Annotated in this window: 16 protein-coding genes; 9 read left to right on the forward strand and 7 right to left on the reverse strand. The window is 63.4% G+C overall.

Annotation, left to right across the window (positions count from 1 at the left end; translation table 11 throughout):
• Positions 1-16 precede the first annotated feature (16 nt).
• From ACQR1X_RS06145 to ACQR1X_RS06160, 4 genes are all read right to left on the reverse strand, one after another.
• Positions 17-1,498, reverse strand: a complete 1,482-nt coding sequence (locus ACQR1X_RS06145) for a type II and III secretion system protein family protein (RefSeq protein ID WP_315804839.1) — start codon at positions 1,496-1,498, stop codon at positions 17-19.
• A 17-nt stretch (positions 1,499-1,515) separates the two neighbouring features.
• Entirely contained in the window at positions 1,516-2,316 is an 801-nt protein-coding gene (gene cpaB / locus ACQR1X_RS06150; RefSeq protein ID WP_315713815.1) for a Flp pilus assembly protein CpaB, read from the reverse strand.
• Positions 2,317-2,442: 126 nt separating this feature from the next.
• The gene (locus tag ACQR1X_RS06155) at positions 2,443-2,967 is read right to left on the reverse strand and encodes an A24 family peptidase (RefSeq protein WP_434898513.1); all 525 of its coding nucleotides are present in this window, start codon (positions 2,965-2,967) and stop codon (positions 2,443-2,445) included.
• Between the two features lie 326 nt (positions 2,968-3,293).
• Entirely contained in the window at positions 3,294-3,458 is a 165-nt protein-coding gene (locus tag ACQR1X_RS06160; RefSeq protein WP_231317342.1) for a Flp family type IVb pilin, read from the reverse strand.
• A gap of 451 nt (positions 3,459-3,909) precedes the next feature.
• Between ACQR1X_RS06160 and ACQR1X_RS06165 the strand changes: the two genes are divergently transcribed.
• From ACQR1X_RS06165 to ACQR1X_RS06180, 4 genes are all read left to right on the forward strand, one after another.
• On the forward strand, positions 3,910-4,737 hold the full coding sequence (locus tag ACQR1X_RS06165; protein ID WP_315804697.1) for a sterol desaturase family protein: 828 nt from the start codon (positions 3,910-3,912) through the stop codon (positions 4,735-4,737).
• A 134-nt stretch (positions 4,738-4,871) separates the two neighbouring features.
• The gene (locus tag ACQR1X_RS06170; protein WP_315804698.1) at positions 4,872-5,372 is read left to right on the forward strand and encodes a pilus assembly protein N-terminal domain-containing protein; all 501 of its coding nucleotides are present in this window, start codon (positions 4,872-4,874) and stop codon (positions 5,370-5,372) included.
• 534 nt (positions 5,373-5,906) lie between these two features.
• Entirely contained in the window at positions 5,907-6,452 is a 546-nt protein-coding gene (locus tag ACQR1X_RS06175) for a TadE/TadG family type IV pilus assembly protein (RefSeq protein ID WP_315804699.1), read from the forward strand.
• A gap of 68 nt (positions 6,453-6,520) precedes the next feature.
• Positions 6,521-7,081 (forward strand): TadE/TadG family type IV pilus assembly protein, encoded by a 561-nt coding sequence (locus ACQR1X_RS06180; protein WP_315804700.1) that lies wholly within the window; start codon positions 6,521-6,523, stop codon positions 7,079-7,081.
• Between the two features lie 172 nt (positions 7,082-7,253).
• Here ACQR1X_RS06180 and ACQR1X_RS06185 read toward each other — a convergent pair whose 3' ends face one another.
• The 3 genes from ACQR1X_RS06185 to ACQR1X_RS06195 all read right to left on the reverse strand — a co-directional run bounded on the left by ACQR1X_RS06185 (position 7,254) and on the right by ACQR1X_RS06195 (position 9,492).
• Positions 7,254-7,466 (reverse strand): cold-shock protein, encoded by a 213-nt coding sequence (locus ACQR1X_RS06185; protein WP_006612155.1) that lies wholly within the window; start codon positions 7,464-7,466, stop codon positions 7,254-7,256.
• A 301-nt stretch (positions 7,467-7,767) separates the two neighbouring features.
• Positions 7,768-8,058, reverse strand: a complete 291-nt coding sequence (infA, locus tag ACQR1X_RS06190; protein WP_315804701.1) for a translation initiation factor IF-1 — start codon at positions 8,056-8,058, stop codon at positions 7,768-7,770.
• Positions 8,059-8,082: 24 nt separating this feature from the next.
• Positions 8,083-9,492 (reverse strand): DEAD/DEAH box helicase, encoded by a 1,410-nt coding sequence (locus tag ACQR1X_RS06195; RefSeq protein ID WP_316238217.1) that lies wholly within the window; start codon positions 9,490-9,492, stop codon positions 8,083-8,085.
• A gap of 508 nt (positions 9,493-10,000) precedes the next feature.
• Between ACQR1X_RS06195 and urtA the strand changes: the two genes are divergently transcribed.
• The 5 genes from urtA (at position 10,001) to urtE (ending at position 15,650) form a co-directional block, all read left to right on the forward strand.
• Positions 10,001-11,323: an urea ABC transporter substrate-binding protein gene (gene urtA, locus ACQR1X_RS06200; protein WP_315804702.1), complete on the forward strand. Its 1,323-nt coding sequence runs from the start codon at positions 10,001-10,003 to the stop codon at positions 11,321-11,323.
• 88 nt (positions 11,324-11,411) lie between these two features.
• Entirely contained in the window at positions 11,412-13,025 is a 1,614-nt protein-coding gene (urtB, locus tag ACQR1X_RS06205; protein ID WP_409997975.1) for an urea ABC transporter permease subunit UrtB, read from the forward strand.
• Entirely contained in the window at positions 13,022-14,185 is a 1,164-nt protein-coding gene (urtC, locus tag ACQR1X_RS06210; protein WP_315804703.1) for an urea ABC transporter permease subunit UrtC, read from the forward strand. The genes urtB and urtC overlap by 4 nt, the downstream gene beginning before the upstream one ends.
• A gap of 4 nt (positions 14,186-14,189) precedes the next feature.
• Positions 14,190-14,951, forward strand: a complete 762-nt coding sequence (gene urtD / locus ACQR1X_RS06215) for an urea ABC transporter ATP-binding protein UrtD (RefSeq protein ID WP_315804704.1) — start codon at positions 14,190-14,192, stop codon at positions 14,949-14,951.
• Between the two features lie 3 nt (positions 14,952-14,954).
• A complete protein-coding gene (gene urtE / locus ACQR1X_RS06220; protein WP_008964718.1) occupies positions 14,955-15,650 on the forward strand; it encodes an urea ABC transporter ATP-binding subunit UrtE in 696 nt (231 codons plus the stop codon).
• Positions 15,651-15,684 lie beyond the last annotated feature (34 nt).

The raw sequence follows: 15,684 nt of genomic DNA on the forward strand, positions 1-15,684 counted from the left end.
AGGTCCTTGTCCCGGCTCAGTCCGTGATGAAGCCATAGGTGCCGCGATAGTTGCGGCCGGGTTCGACCCGGCCGGGTACGCCGTAGATGCGGTTGATGCTGCCCAGGAGATCGGCCTGGGGATCGGAGGCGGCCGCAAAGCCGTCGTCTGGGCGGGAGAGATCCTTCTGTGCCACGGCGCGGACGACGAACGGCGTCACCAGAACCATCAGCTCGGTCTGGTTGTTGACGTAGTCGCGGCTGCGGAACAGCGCGCCGAGGACCGGCAGCTGCATCAGGCCCGGCATGCCGCTGATCGCCTGCTTGGTCTGCTGCTGGATCAGGCCGGCCATCGCCATGGCGCCGCCGGAAGGAATCTCCAGCGTGGTCTCGGCGCGGCGGGTCTTGATCGAGGGAACCGTCAACGAGTTGACCGTCGACGCGCTGACGGCTTGCGACAGCGTGATCGAATTCTCGTTTGAGAGCTCGGAGACCTCGGTCATCACCCGCATCGAGATCCGGCCCTCGCTGAGCACGACGGGCGTGAAGTTGAGCGAGATGCCGAACTTCTTGAAGCTGATCTGCGTCGTACAGACATGGGTCGTCGGATCGCAGGAGTAACCGGCGGGAACCGGAAACTCGCCACCGGCGATGAAGGTCGCGGACTCGCCCGAGATGGCGGTCAGATTGGGTTCCGCGAGCGTACGGATCACGCCCGCGTTCTCCATCGCGCGCAGTGTCGCCTGCACCGTCGGGGTCGCTCCGCCTAACGACGCGGTCACGGCGTTGTTGGAGACGAGATTGCTGCCGTAGGCGGTGAACGGATTGGAGTTCGCGTATTTGATAACAGCCGTTCCGTAGTTGAGCTGGCCGGAGAGATCGATGCCGAGCTGCTTGACGACCGAGCGCTGTACCTCGGCGACAGTCACCTTCAGCATGACCTGGTCCCGGCCGCGCACGGTGATCGAGTTGACGACCTTGTCGGCGCCGCCGGCGAGCCGGGCGGCCAGTTCGCCGGCCTGCTGGGCTTCGATCTGGCTCGACGCCGAGCCGGTCAGCACGATGCTGTCGGCGAGGCCCTCGATCTGGATATCGGCATTCGGCAGCAACTGCTTCAGCGCCGCCCGCGCGCCGTTCAGGTCGCGCTTGACCGCGATGTCGTAGGCCGCGATCTGCTGGCCCTGCGCGTCGAAGAAGACGATATTCGTCTGACCGATCGCCGCACCGATGATGTAGGCGCGCTGAGAGGAGCGCACGACGGCATTCGCGATCTTCGGATCGGCAACAAGAACGTCCTTGATATCGCGCGGCAGATCGATGACGACGGACTTGCCGATGCCGAGCGCAAGGAAACGTGCATTGATCTGACCGTCCGCGGCGGCGGCTGCAGTCGCCGGGCGATAGTCTGCCGCGATCACCGGCGCGATCGCCGGATTGAGGGTCAGCGCAGCGGCGGCCGAAAACGACAGCGCGCGGACCAGCAGGGTCCGCATCTTCCGCTGATTTTCGCTGCAGGTCATCTTGGTGGTCCTCTTGCTCACTTCTGCGTCGTCATCGTGCTGGGGATGCCGAAGCGGACGACGGCAACGCTGTCGCTGCGCTTGCGGCTGGTCTCGTCCGTGCGGCGCTCGGCCACGTTGACGTCGGCGATGCTGCGGAGCGCCAGGGACAGCGTTCCGGTTTGACGGGCACGCGCGAGCGTCTCGGCCTGTTCCGGCTTCAGCTCCAGCGTGACCGTCTTGCCGACCACCGTGGTCTGGCCGTCCTTTTCCTTCGGGGCCTGATCGATCGCCAGCACACGGATGTTCGACAGGATGATATCGGAGCTGACGACGTCGCCCGCGTTGGGCTGATCCGGATTGCGTTCGCGCTTGGACAGGATCACGTCGACGCGATCGTTCGGCAGGATGAAGCCGCCGGCGCCTGTTTCCGGCGAAATCTCGGTGGACACGGCGCGCATGCCGGCCGGCAGGATCGCGGCCATGAAGCCCGAGCCGTCGGCCTTGACGAGCTTCTGTTCGCGGATGGGCTCGCCGGCAATGAACGGCGCCCGCGCGATCGTGCCGGTGATCTGCGTCTGTCCTTCGGGCCGCTCGTTGCGGCGGATGAAGCTGGCGCTGGCCGTGGCCGCCGGCCAGCTCTGCCACTGCAGATCTTCGGGCTTGAGGGATTGGCCGAGGGCGATGTCGCCCTTGGCGACGAGAACGTCGACGGTCGGCATCTGCGGCGCGGGCGCGGCGACTTGAGCCGGCCGGTCGTCGGACCCGCTCGCGAGATATGCGGCCACGCCGCCAGCGCCTACAGCGATGGTCAGAACCACAATGCGTGCGGTATTCATACGCTTCACTTTCCACATGACGCCGCGACGTTTCCGCCGCCGTGATGGGAGTTGAGCAGTTATTCGTCAAAGCATGGTTAATGAGGCGTATCTAAATCGCCTTAACACCGCGTTGACACGGTGTGTTCAGAGCAATGCAAGACGCGCAGCGTCGATCGCCTTCACCCAATCGGTCTCCGGATAGACCATCAGAGCGCCCAGGGCGAGCGCGATGCCATAGGGCACGCCGCTCTCCTTGGCGTGCAGGCGTGCAAGCCAGGGTTGCCCCGCCAGCATGTAGGGCAACGGCCATTGCCGGAACTGCATGAGAGCGAGGGTGAGCACGCCGCCGAAGATCGAGGCGTACAACAGATAGTTCATCAGGTGGGCGAAGCCGAACCACAGGGCGGCGGCGGATGCGACCTTGGCGTCACCGCCGCCGATCCAGCCGAATGCAAAGCAGGTGAAAGCAATCACCAGCAGGGTCGCGCCGGCGCCGAGATGCATCAGCATTTCAGCCATGCTCATCCCGCTCAGCGGCGCCAGAACCAGGAAGCCGGCGACGAGCGCCAGGGAGACCCGGTTCGAGATGGTCATCGTGAACAGGTCGCTCGCCGCGGCAAAGGCCATCAGGGCCGGAAACAGCAGAAGGCGCGCGAGATCGAGGGTCATGGGCTCTCAATGGCATCGACGCGGGGCATGGGTGCGCCGCTGCGCCAGAGTCTAGATGCAAGAAATAAATGATCGGGAAACAGCCGGAATGGCCGGCCGGTTGTCGATCTCACCAGACGCTGACGATGCGGGCCGCCAGAGCGAGGATGGACAGGCCGAGGCCGCCGCAGATCCAGCGCAAGGCGACGTCTGCCGGGCTGGGCGAGGGCCGGGACGCGGCTGCGGACAAAACGTGGTTACGCATCACTGAACGCCGCGGAGCTGAAGGTGGAAATGATAAAGGCCCCGGATGTCCGGGGCCTTCTTTGCTCGGCCGTGACGACCGCTTACTTCAGCGAGGTGTTGATCGCGCCGAACTTGGAGCTCAGGCTGGAGCCGAGACCGTTCACCGCGGCAATGATCGCGAGCGAGATGCCGGCGGCGATCAGACCGTATTCGATCGCGGTCGCGCCGGATTCATCCTTCACGAAGCGAGCAAGAAGATTCTTCATAGGTAACTCCATGTACACGTGGCTGGTCGAACAAACTCTGGTCGTTGCGGCGTTCTCAGCACCGTGACCATGCGGCCACCCTAGGGGGCAGGAATTTCGGCGTAGTTAATTCGGTCGCCGAAACCCGGCGACAAATGGCTGTTATTGTGCAGAGTAAACGTAGGATGAAGCGGACCGTGATCATTCTAAATGATCCACGGCACGCGCCGTGCCAATCTCGCTGAAAAGATGAGCGCGAGCTTCCACTGCCGCGCCCAATGTTTCCAGCGCAGGAGCCTGCGCCGCATTCCGCACCATAGGCATATCGTCCCGTCGACCTGGCCGGCGAGCCCTTGGCTCCGCGTCGATCGTGCTGGACCGATCGGCAGCCCAGCTCGGCCGGCCACGAGGTTCACGGCTCCTTAAGCGCCAAGGAGTACCCCTCGGAACAGTTCATGAGATGAGGAATGTGATGTCCGGTCTGCCATGGGAAGTCGCGCTGATGCTCGGCCAGACCATCGAGAAGGTGCTGCCGATCACCTTGGTGCTGGCAGTGGTGTTCTCGGTGCTCAGCCACTTCTGGGCCTGCAATCCCGGCAAGCCGTGGTGGCAGAAGCGCGAGCTCGTCACCGACGTGGTCTACTGGTTCTTCGTGCCGGTTTTCGCGCGGGTGCTCCGCATCGGCTTTCTCGTGCTCGGCGCCAGCGTTCTCTTCAAGATCCGCGACGCCGACGAGTTGATCGCCTTCTATGAGAACGGGCACGGCCCGCTGGCGCAGCTTCCGGAATGGCTGCAGGGGCTGCTCTTTCTCGTGCTCTCCGACTTCATGCTGTACTGGACGCATCGTCTGTTCCATGGCGGCGAGTTCTGGAAATACCACGCGGTCCACCACTCCTCGGAAGATCTGGAGTGGATTTCGGCGGCCCGCTTCCATCCCATCAACCTGATCCTCGGCACGATCGCGGTCGACGTCATCCTCCTGATGGCCGGCATCTCGCCCAATGTCATGATCTGGGTTGGACCGTTCACGACGTTCCATTCGGCCTTCGTCCACGCCAATCTCAACTGGACGCTGGGCCCGCTGAAATATGTCCTCGCCACGCCCGTCTTCCATCGCTGGCACCACACGTCGATGGAGCAGGGCGGCAACACCAATTTCGCCGGCACGTTCCCGATCTGGGACATCCTGTTCGGCACGTTCCGGATGCCGGAGGGGCAGTTGCCCATGGCCTACGGCAAGGATGAGGCGACGATGCCCGGTGAGTTCGGCGGTCAGCTCGCGTTTCCGTTCCGAAGATGACGTGTTCTGCAACCGCCCGAGCTGAGATGGCGGCGTTTGCAGAACGTTCACCAATTGAGCGCAGATTTGCCGCGTCGGGCGCCGTCACCGCTGCGTATCGCTTGAGACGGCTCGTCAAGGTCCCGGGGTTGAGTATGTCGTTCTGTGTATCGCGTCGTCCTTCTGTTTCCTTCGCATTGCGGGCGGCTGTCGCCGCCGTGCTGCTGTGGCCGGCTGCCGCCTCGGCGGAACCCGATCCTGCCATCGCCGTGAATGTCGACCAGGCCAAGCTGGTCAAGTTGCCCGACCGGGTCGCGACCCTCGTCGTCGGCAATCCGATGATCGCCGATGTGACCTTGCAGAGCGGCGGCATCATCGTCGTCACCGGCAAGAGCTACGGTGCCACCAACTTCATTGCGATGGATCGCGGCGGACAGGTGCTGATCGATCGCCAGATCCAGGTCGCCGGACCCACCGACCAGCTCGTCACGGTGTATCGCGGCGTCGATCGTGAGACCTATAGCTGCATGCCGATCTGCCAGCGCCGGGTGACCTTGGGCGACGGCGACAACTACTTCAAATCGGTGCTCGACCAGGCTGGAACGATGTCCAGCACGGCGAGCGGCAACGCGGCAGCGGCGTCGAAGACCAACTGAGCGCTGGCTTGGCCATGCCTGGCCGGGTCGATGGCGACGTCTGACCGCCTCTCCACGCGCGTCCGCACCGACGATGCGGTGAGCCTTGCCGCTGGCGCTGCGGCTCGATAGCCCGATTCGTTTGGTTTCGATGATCGGGTCGGACAGGTGGCGCGCTGCCTCGAAGGGCTGACTGCGAGCCACCCCCAAGCATGCAGGGCGATCGCATATAGTTTTCCCGGGCGGACCTTTCATGGCCTCATGGTTCGAGACGCGTCGCAAGAGCGACGCTCCTCACCATGAGGATCAACAGCTTTGCGGCGGAGAAAGGCCCTCATCCTGAGGAGCCCGCCGAAGGCGGGCGTCTCGAAGGATGGTCGCGAAAAGACTGCGCGCCCAGCCTCTTTCACCATATGCGATCGCCCTGCCCAAGCATGGTTAGCGGGAGGTTGATGCGGCGGGCCATACTGTCCGTATCGTAGGAAACTCTTTCCCAAGGAGTTTCCGCTATTCGTTTCACTCAGGTTGATGTGCCTTTCCAGTCCGGATGACCCCATGCAAGCCTCCGTCTCCTCGACCGCTTCGATGCGCCGGCTGCTGCGCCGCTTCCGGCGCAACAGGCGGGCATCGGCCGCGCTCGAATTCGCGCTGGTCGCGCCGGTCTTCTTTGCGCTGCTGTTCGCGATCATCGAAACGGCGCTGATGTTCTTTGCCGGCCAGGTGCTCGAGACCATCACGCAGGACTCGGCGCGCATGATCCTGACCGGACAGGCGCAACAGGGCTCCTATACGCAGTCGCAATTCGCGAGCTACGTCTGCACCCAGGTTCCCGCGCTGTTCGACTGCAACAAGATCTATATCGACGTGAAGAGCTACTCCTCGTTCGGGAGCGTCTCGATCAGCAACCAGATCGACAACAGCGGCAACTTCGTCAACAACATGACCTACAGTCCGGGCGCCGCCGGAGACATTGTCGTCGTCAGGCTGTTCTATCAGTGGCCGATCTTCGTGACCGGCCTCGGCTACAACATCGCCAACCTGAGCGGCAGCAAGCGGCTGCTGGTGGGTACGGCCGCATTCAAGAACGAGCCGTATTCATAACACGGACCTCGCGAGCTGCTTCTGAGGGACACCAGGAATTCATCATGCCGTTGGGAAGAATGCCGGGTATGTCTTCGCGCCTGCGCCTGTGGCGTCGCATCGACGCCTTCGCTGCCGATTGTCGCGGTGTCGCGGCCACCGAGTTCGCATTCATCGTGCCGCTGATGCTGGTGATGTTCTTCGGCACGGTCGAATTCTGCTCGGCCATCGCCGTCGACCGCAAGGTCACTTTGATGGCGCGCACCCTGTCCGATCTGACGTCGCAGTCGACCACGGTCGGCGACAGCGACATGTCGAACTTCTTCGCCGCCTCGACCGGCATCATGTATCCGTACTCGACCACGCCGGTGAATGCGACGATCACCGAACTCTATGTCGATCCCACCACCATGCAGGCGACGGTGAAGTGGAGTAAGGGGTCGACGCCGCGGACCGTGGGCATGACGGTCGGCGTGCCGGCCGAATTGCTGGTGTCCGGCACCTATCTGATTTTCAGCGAAGTGAACTACCAATACGTTCCGACGATCGGCTACGTCATGGGCAAGACGGGCGTCAATCTCAGCGACGTCGCCTATACCCGGCCGCGGCAGTCGACCTGTGTGATGTATAGCCCGGCGACCTCCTGCTGAGCTGAGCGCCGGACTAATCCTGCGCGGTGCCGGGTCCGCTTGCGCGCGGGCAACAGACCGCGTTCCAGGGCGATCACAATCCGACGGCGAACAGCCGGCAAATAAAAAAGGCCGCACAAGGCGGCCTTTCGTTGTCCAGGTGGGCAATCGTAGGCGATTGCCCTGGCGTCGCTCAATTGGCGGCGCGGAGATTGTCGGCCGACGACTTGCCCGAACGGCGGTCCGCCACGATCTCGTAGGAGATCTTCTGGCCTTCGCGCAGCGTGCCGAGACCAGCGCGCTCGACGGCGCTGATGTGCACGAACACGTCGTTGCCGCCGTCGTCCGGCTGAATGAAGCCATAGCCCTTGGTTGCGTTAAACCACTTCACGGTTCCCATGCTCACGGGGGTAGTTCCCTTCTCAGATACCAAATGCGTAACCCAGTCTCCTGGGCTGGTTAGATCGAATTTTTGGAAGGGTCGTCAGCGTCTGAACCGGCTGTACCGGTAATAGCTAATCTCGTCCGGCCGAAAATCGATTGCGGGATATATTATTGGAAATGCCCGCGCAAAACAATCCTGAGCTGCGCGAGAGTGCATGATTTTTTGACGCGCCGGCTCGATGCCGACGCGCTGAATTGTCGCTGATTGCGCAAGGCTTGATCAATCCGCCGGGCCGGGCGGAACATTGCTCCGCCCAATCCCCCTAGCGCCGACGGAACTGGCCGCCGCGCTGCGCTGCGCCACGCGGAGGACCGCCGGGCGAGCTGGGACGCTCGTCCTTGTGGCGGAAGATCAGCCGGCCCTTTTCGAGGTCGTAGGGCGACATCTCGACGGTCACGCGGTCTCCCGCGAGCGTCTTGATGCGATTCTTTTTCATCTTGCCGGCGGTGTAGGCAACGATCTCGTGCCCCGCGTCGAGTTGTACCCGATAGCGTGCATCGGGAAGGATTTCGGTGACCAGCCCTTCGAACTGGATCAGCTCTTCCTTAGCCATGTCTTTCTCCAGATCGATAGACGTCTAGTTTGGCCGTTGGTTGCGGTTGTGAGCGTGGTTTTTGGGTCTGCCCTCGCGATGCAGGAAAGCAACGCCTTGAATCGACCCGGCCTTGCCGCCGCCTTGCGACGGCCGCTGGGGCTCCTGACGATTGCCTGGCAGAGGCGCCATCTTAGCATTGGAACGACGGCGACGGCGAGGGCCTTTTGCAGCGGTGCCACCCTCGTTGGTCCGCGCGTTCTGCATGCCAGGACGGCCACCGCGCTGAGGCGGTTTGGCCGGTGCTGCAGCTTCGCGGAGGCCGGGCGTGCGGCGATCGTCGCGCGGCAGCGAGATCTTGATCAGCCGTTCGATGTCGCGAAGATAGGACAGCTCGTCCGATCCCGCCACGAGCGAAATCGCAACGCCCTCGGCACCGGCGCGCGCCGTGCGGCCGATCCGGTGGACGTAGGTTTCGGGCACGTTCGGCAGGTCGAAATTGACGACATGGCTGACGCCGTCGACGTCGATGCCGCGCGCCGCGATGTCGGTCGCGACGAGGGTGCGGATCTCGCCGGAGCGGAAGGCGGCCAGAGTGCGCTCGCGGTGATTTTGCGACTTGTTGCCGTGGATCGCCTGGGACGGGATGCCGGCCTTTTCCAGGCTCTTCACGACCTTGTCGGCGCCGTGCTTGGTCCGGGTGAACACCAGCGCGCGGTTGACTGGCTCCTGCTTGAGCAACTGAGCCAGAAGGTTCGGCTTGGCCGAGTGGTCGACGTGGATCACGCGCTGGGCAATGCGCTCGACCGTCGAGGAGACGGGGGTCACCGCGACCCGCGCGGGGTCGCGCAGCATGGCGTCCGCGAGCTCGGCGATGTCCTTAGGCATGGTGGCCGAGAAGAATAGCGTCTGGCGCTTGATCGGCAGCTTGGCCACGATCTTCCGGATGTCGTTGATGAAGCCCATGTCGAGCATGCGGTCGGCTTCGTCGAGCACAAGGAACTCGACATGGGTCAGCTTCAAAGCGTTGCTCTGGACCAGATCGAGCAGCCGGCCAGGGGTGGCAACCAGCACTTCGAGGCCGGGCATCACAGCGCGGACCTGGCGTCCCATCGGCACGCCGCCGATCGCGAGCGCCGAGCTCAGGCGGATGTGCCGGCCGTAGGTGTTGAAGCTGTCGAGGATCTGACCCGACAATTCGCGGGTCGGGCTCAGCACCAGCACGCGTGCCGTCTTCGGCTGCGGCTTGATCCGGTTCTGCAGCAGGCGGTGCAGGATCGGCAGCGCAAACGAGGCCGTCTTGCCGGTTCCCGTCTGGGCGATGCCGATCACGTCGCGGCCTTCGAGCGCGAGCGGGATGGTCTGGGCCTGGATCGGGGTGGGGGTGGTGTAGTTCTCTTCCTTCAGCGCGCGCGTCAGCGCGTCGGCGAGGTTAAAATCCTGGAAGGATGTCAAAAGATTGGGCTTTCCATAAGAGGATAAGGCCCGTGTCGGCAGGCAGCCGGACGCGGGTGGGTGGTTGAGAGACACCCGCGTGTTTGGAGCGCCTAGATTGGATGGGTGAGAATGCAAAGCCAGAAGCTCGGGTCGAGCTAAAGAACACGCGGCTTGCAAAGATCCGGCCGATTCGCCTCGATCTACCAGATATATGGAACAGGTGGACGGCACATGCAAGGCCGCTGCGCAACGGATCGGCTTTCCGGGTGGTGCCCGGCTGCTTTAAATTTAGCCATTCAAAACAAAGTGCACAAATCCTGCGCTACGTGCTATCTGATTAATCATCGAGCTTGCTCAATTCGATAGCAGAAGGCTGCGACCTCGCGCCACGAGAGCGCGAAGTTCCACTTCTGTGTCAATGCCTTACCAGATGTGCACGGCATGGCACACTTCTTGCGATTCTTCCGCCGCAGACCGCCGGCCGCCTTGGCTGCGAAGCACGTCTGCGTCAGGGAGATATTACCTCATGCTTACTCGACTCACTCAGGAATTAACGGCGCCGTTCAGCCGCCGTCGCTGGCTGGCTGCTGCTGCCGGCCTGGCGCTCGGCGCAGCCGGCTTTGGCCCGGCCAAGGCCGCTGACGACACCATCAAGATTGGCGTTCTGCATTCTCTGTCCGGCACCATGGCCATCAGCGAGACCACGCTGAAGGATACGATCTTGTTCCTGATCGACGAACAGAACAAGAAGGGCGGCGTGCTCGGCAAGAAGCTCGAGGCCGTCGTCGTCGACCCCGCTTCGAACTGGCCGCTGTTCGCCGAGAAGGCGCGCGAGCTGATCACCAAGGACAAGGTCGCGGTCGTGTTCGGCTGCTGGACCTCGGTGTCGCGCAAGTCGGTGCTGCCGGTGTTCAAGGAGCTCAACAGCATCCTGTTCTACCCGGTCCAGTACGAGGGCGAGGAGAGCGAGCGCAACGTGTTCTACACCGGTGCGGCGCCGAACCAGCAGGCGATCCCGGCGGTCGACTACCTGATGAAGGAAGAGAAGGTGAAGCGCTGGGTGCTGGCCGGCACCGACTACGTCTATCCGCGCACCACCAACAAGATCCTGGAAGCCTACCTGAAGTCGAAGGGCGTGGCTCAGGACGACATCATGATCAACTACACGCCGTTCGGTCACTCCGACTGGCAGACGATCGTGGCCGACATCAAGAAGTTCGGCTCGGCCGGCAAGAAGACCGCCGTGGTCTCGACCATCAACGGCGACGCCAACGTTCCGTTCTACAAGGAGCTCGGCAACCAGGGCATCAAGGCCAAGGACATCCCGGTGGTCGCGTTCTCGGTGGGTGAGGAAGAGCTCGCCGGCATCGACACCAAGCCGTTGGTCGGCCATCTCGCTGCCTGGAACTATTTCGAGTCGATCAAGACCCCGGCGAACGAGAAGTTCATCAAGGAGTGGCAGGCCTACACCAAGAACCCGAAGCGCGTGACCAACGACCCGATGGAGGCCCACTATATCGGCTTCAACATGTGGGTGAAGGCGGTCGAGAAGGCGAAGTCGACCGATCCGGACAAGGTCATCGACGCGCTCCCGGGCATCGAGGCGCCGAACCTGACCGGCGGCGTGTCGAAGATGCTGCCGAACCACCACATCACCAAGCCGGTGTTCATCGGCGAGATCAAGGGCGATGGCCAGTTCAGCGTCGTCTACAAGACCAAGGATCTCGTCCCGGGCGACGCCTGGTCGAAGGAGCTCGAGGGCTCGAAGGACCTGATCGGCGATTGGGTCGGCAAGAAGTGCGGCAACTTCAACGTCAAGACCAACAAGTGCCTGGGCTCGGGCTCGTGATCCCGACCTGACGCGACCATGACGACAGGAGAAGGCGGCGATGTTGCCGCCTTCTCTTGACCTCCTGAACTCCTGCCGGGGTTGTCCAGTGCCTGCTGTTTTTCTGGCGATCATTCGCCGTCTGCTTGTTTTGCTCGCCCTGATCGCCGTTTCCGTTCCCGCCTTCGCAGCCAGTTTCGAAGAGTCGGTCGCGAAGCTCGCGAACGATGATTTCTCGGACACGGACGAGGCCGTCGGCGAGATCGCGGTGTCGGGCAACCCGCTGGCTTTTCCGATCATCAGCGCGCTCCAGGACGAGCGGCTGATGTTCGATGCCGAAACGAAGAAGGTCTATGTCAAGCAGACCGACGGCAAGATCATCGATGCCGCGACCGGCGCTGCCGTCGACAAGCTTCCGGACAATGCCGCGGCGGTCAGCCTCAACAACCGGCTCCGGCGCAGCGTGGATGCTGCGCTGGGTGGCCTGACGCTGTTGTCGCCGGATACCAACACACGCCTGACCGCCGCCAAATCGGTGTTCAAGTCGCATGAGGAGGCGACGCTGCCGACGGTGGAATCGGCGCTCGCCAAGGAAACCAATCGCGCGGTCAAGCAGGCGTTGACCGAGGCGCGGGCTGCCATCCTCCTGTTCAAGTCCGACGCGAGCGAGGTGGACAAGCTTGAAGCGGTCGCCACCATCAGGTCGCGCGGCGACCAGGAGGCGCTTGCGCTGCTGACCGAGATCAGCGGCGGCGACCAGCCGGCCACTGTCACCAAGGCTGCTGCCAGCGCGATCTCATCGATCCAGAGTTCGCTCGCAATCTGGTCCGGCGTGCAGAACGCCTGGTACGGCCTGTCGCTCGGCTCGGTGCTGCTGCTCGCCGCCATCGGCCTCGCCATCACCTTCGGGGTGATGGGCGTCATCAACATGGCCCATGGCGAGATGGTGATGCTCGGCGCCTACACCACCTTTGTCGTGCAGGAGGTCATCCGCACGCGGTACCCGGCGCTGTTCGACTATTCGCTGCTGATTGCCGTCCCGCTCGCCTTCCTGGTCGCCGGCGCGATCGGCGTGCTGATCGAGCGCACCATCATTCGCTTCCTCTACGGGCGTCCGTTGGAAACCTTGCTCGCGACTTGGGGCCTGTCGCTGATCCTGCAGCAGGCGGTGCGCACGGCGTTCGGTCCGACCAACCGCGAGGTCGGCAATCCCTCCTGGATGAGCGGTGCGTTCGAGCTCGGCCAGATCACCATCACCTACAACCGGCTCTGGATCCTCTGCTTCACGATGGCCGTGTTCGCCATCCTGCTGGCGATGCTGCGCTACACTGCGCTTGGTCTGGAGATGCGCGCGGTGACACAGAACCGGCGCATGGCGGCCTCGATGGGCATCGCGACCTCGCGGGTCGATGCGCTCACCTTCGGGCTCGGCTCAGGCATTGCCGGCATCGCCGGCGTGGCGCTGTCGCAGATCGACAATGTCAGCCCGAACCTCGGCCAGAGCTACATCATCGATTCCTTCATGGTCGTGGTGTTCGGCGGCGTCGGCAATCTCTGGGGCACGCTGGTCGGCGCCTTCACGCTGGGCATCGCCAACAAGTTCCTGGAGCCGGTCGCCGGCGCCGTGCTCGGCAAGATCGCGATCCTGGTGCTGATCATCCTGTTCATTCAGAAGCGCCCGCGCGGCTTGTTCGCGCTCAAGGGCCGGGCGGTGGAAGCATGATGCCGCACGTCCTCACCCGGTCGCTCGATCGCGCCGCAACCATCTTCGTGCTCGTGGTCGCCGCCTGCGGCGTGCTGATCCCGCTGTCCAACCTGCTGCTGCCGGCCGGCTCGGCCTTGCAGGTGCCGACCTATCTGGTCGCGCTGTGGGGCAAATATGTCTGCTACGCGATCCTGGCGCTCTCGATCGACCTGATCTGGGGCTATTGCGGCATTCTCTCGCTTGGCCATGGCGCGTTCTTCGCGCTCGGCGGCTACGCGATGGGCATGTATCTGATGCGCCAGATCGGCACCCGGGGCGTCTATGGCAACCCGATCCTGCCGGACTTCATGGTGTTCCTGAACTATTCCAAGCTGCCCTGGTACTGGCACGGCTTCGACATGTTCTGGTTTGCAGCTTTGATGGTGCTCGTGGTGCCCGGCCTGCTCGCCTTCTGCTTCGGCTGGCTCGCCTTCCGCTCGCGCGTCACCGGCGTGTATCTGTCGATCATCACCCAGGCGATGACCTACGCGCTGCTGCTCGCCTTCTTCCGCAATGATTTCGGCTTCGGCGGCAACAACGGCCTGACCGACTTCAAGGACATTCTCGGCTTCAACGTCCAGGCGGAAGGCACCCGCGCCGCGCTGTTCGCGCTGAGCTGCCTTGCGCTCATTCTGGCGTTCCTGATCTGCCGGGCGGTCGTGTCATCGAAGCTCGGCAAGGTGCTGATAGCGATCCGCGACGCCGAGTCGCGGACGCGCTTCCTCGGCTACCGCGTCGAGTCCTACAAGCTGTTCGTGTTCACGCTGTCGGCCTGCATGGCCGGCGTCGCCGGCGCGCTCTACGTCCCGCAGGTCGGCATCATCAACCCCTCCGAGTTCGCGCCCGGCAATTCGATCGAGGCCGTGATCTGGGTCGCGGTCGGCGGCCGCGGCACGCTGGTCGGGGCTGCGCTTGGCGCCGTCGTCGTGAACTACGCCAAGACCTTCTTCACTTCGGGCGTGCTGGCGCCCTACTGGCTGTTCATGCTCGGCGCATTGTTCGTGCTCGTCACTCTGCTGTTGCCCAAAGGCATTATCGGCACCTTCAATTCCTGGTGGGATCAGCTCGGCAGCAGGAGGCTGAACGCCGAGAGCGCCGCCCGCGAGGACGGCGTCACCGAACCCAAGATGGCGGAGTGAGCGCATGAACGTGATGGACACCCGCGCGACGTCGTCGCTACTCTATCTCGACGGCGTGCACGTCTCGTTCGACGGCTTCCACGCCATCAACAATCTTTCGCTGACGCTCGAGCCCGGCGAGATGCGCGCCATCATCGGCCCGAACGGTGCCGGCAAGACCACGATGATGGACATCATCACCGGCAAGACCAAGCCCGACGAGGGCACGGTGCTGTTCGACGGCAAGACCGACCTGACCCGGCTCGACGAAACGCGGATCGCCGAGCTCGGCATCGGCCGCAAGTTCCAGAAACCGACGGTGTTCGAGAGCCAGTCGGTCGAGGACAATCTGCTGCTTGCGCTCAATGTCGACCACAGCGTCAAGGGCACGCTGTTCTGGCGCGGCTCGAGGGGCGAGGCCGAGCAGATCGACCGGGTGCTCGAGACGGTGCGGCTCAAGGATGCCCGACGCAAGCTCGCCGGCAGCCTCTCGCACGGCCAGAAGCAGTGGCTGGAGATCGGCATGCTCCTGGCACAGGACCCGAAGCTGCTGCTGGTCGACGAGCCGGTCGCCGGCATGACCGACGTCGAGACGCATCAGACGGCTGAGCTGCTCAAAGAGATCAACAAGGATCATACCGTCATGGTCGTCGAGCATGACATGACTTTCGTTCGCGAGCTCGGCGTCAAGGTCACTTGCCTGCACGAAGGCACGGTGCTGGCCGAGGGCACCATCGATCAGGTGTCGTCGAACGATCGGGTGATCGAAGTGTATCTGGGACGCTAGGCGATGTTGGACGTCAAGGACATCAACCTCTATTACGGCGCCGCCCAGGCGCTGCGCGGCGTCTCGATCGCGGCGGAGCCCGGCAAGGTCACCTGCGTGCTCGGCCGTAACGGTGTCGGCAAGACGTCGCTGCTGCGGGCGCTGGTCGGGCAGTATCCGCTGGCATCGGGCAGCATCACCTTCGATGGCGCCGATATCACCCACCTGAAGCCGTATGAGCGGGCGCGCAAGGGCATCGGCTTCGTGCCGCAGGGCCGCGAGATCTTCCCGCTGCTGACGGTCGAGGAGAATCTCAAGACCGGCTTCGGACCGCTCAAGCGCGCCGATCGCAGCATCCCGGACGACGTGTTCTCACTGTTTCCGGTGCTGGAATCGATGCTCGGCCGCCGCGGCGGCGACCTTTCCGGCGGCCAGCAGCAGCAGCTTGCGATCGGCCGGGCGATGGTGATGCGGCCAAAACTCCTGCTTCTCGACGAGCCGACCGAGGGCATCCAGCCGTCGATCATCAAGGACATCGGCCGGGCGATTTCGTACCTCCGCAATCTCGGCAACATCGCCATCGTCCTGGTCGAGCAATATCTCGACTTTGCCTGCGAACTCGGCGACAACTTCGCCGTCATGGATCGCGGCGCGGTGAAGTTCACCTGCACCCGCGCCAATCTCGACCAGGCCGAGATCAGCCGCCAGATGGCGCTGTGATCATCACGTAGCTTCTCGACGCGGTCTCGCCCGC

Source organism: Bradyrhizobium sp. HKCCYLRH3073, from assembly GCF_051167995.1.
Lineage (GTDB): Bacteria > Pseudomonadota > Alphaproteobacteria > Rhizobiales > Xanthobacteraceae > Bradyrhizobium.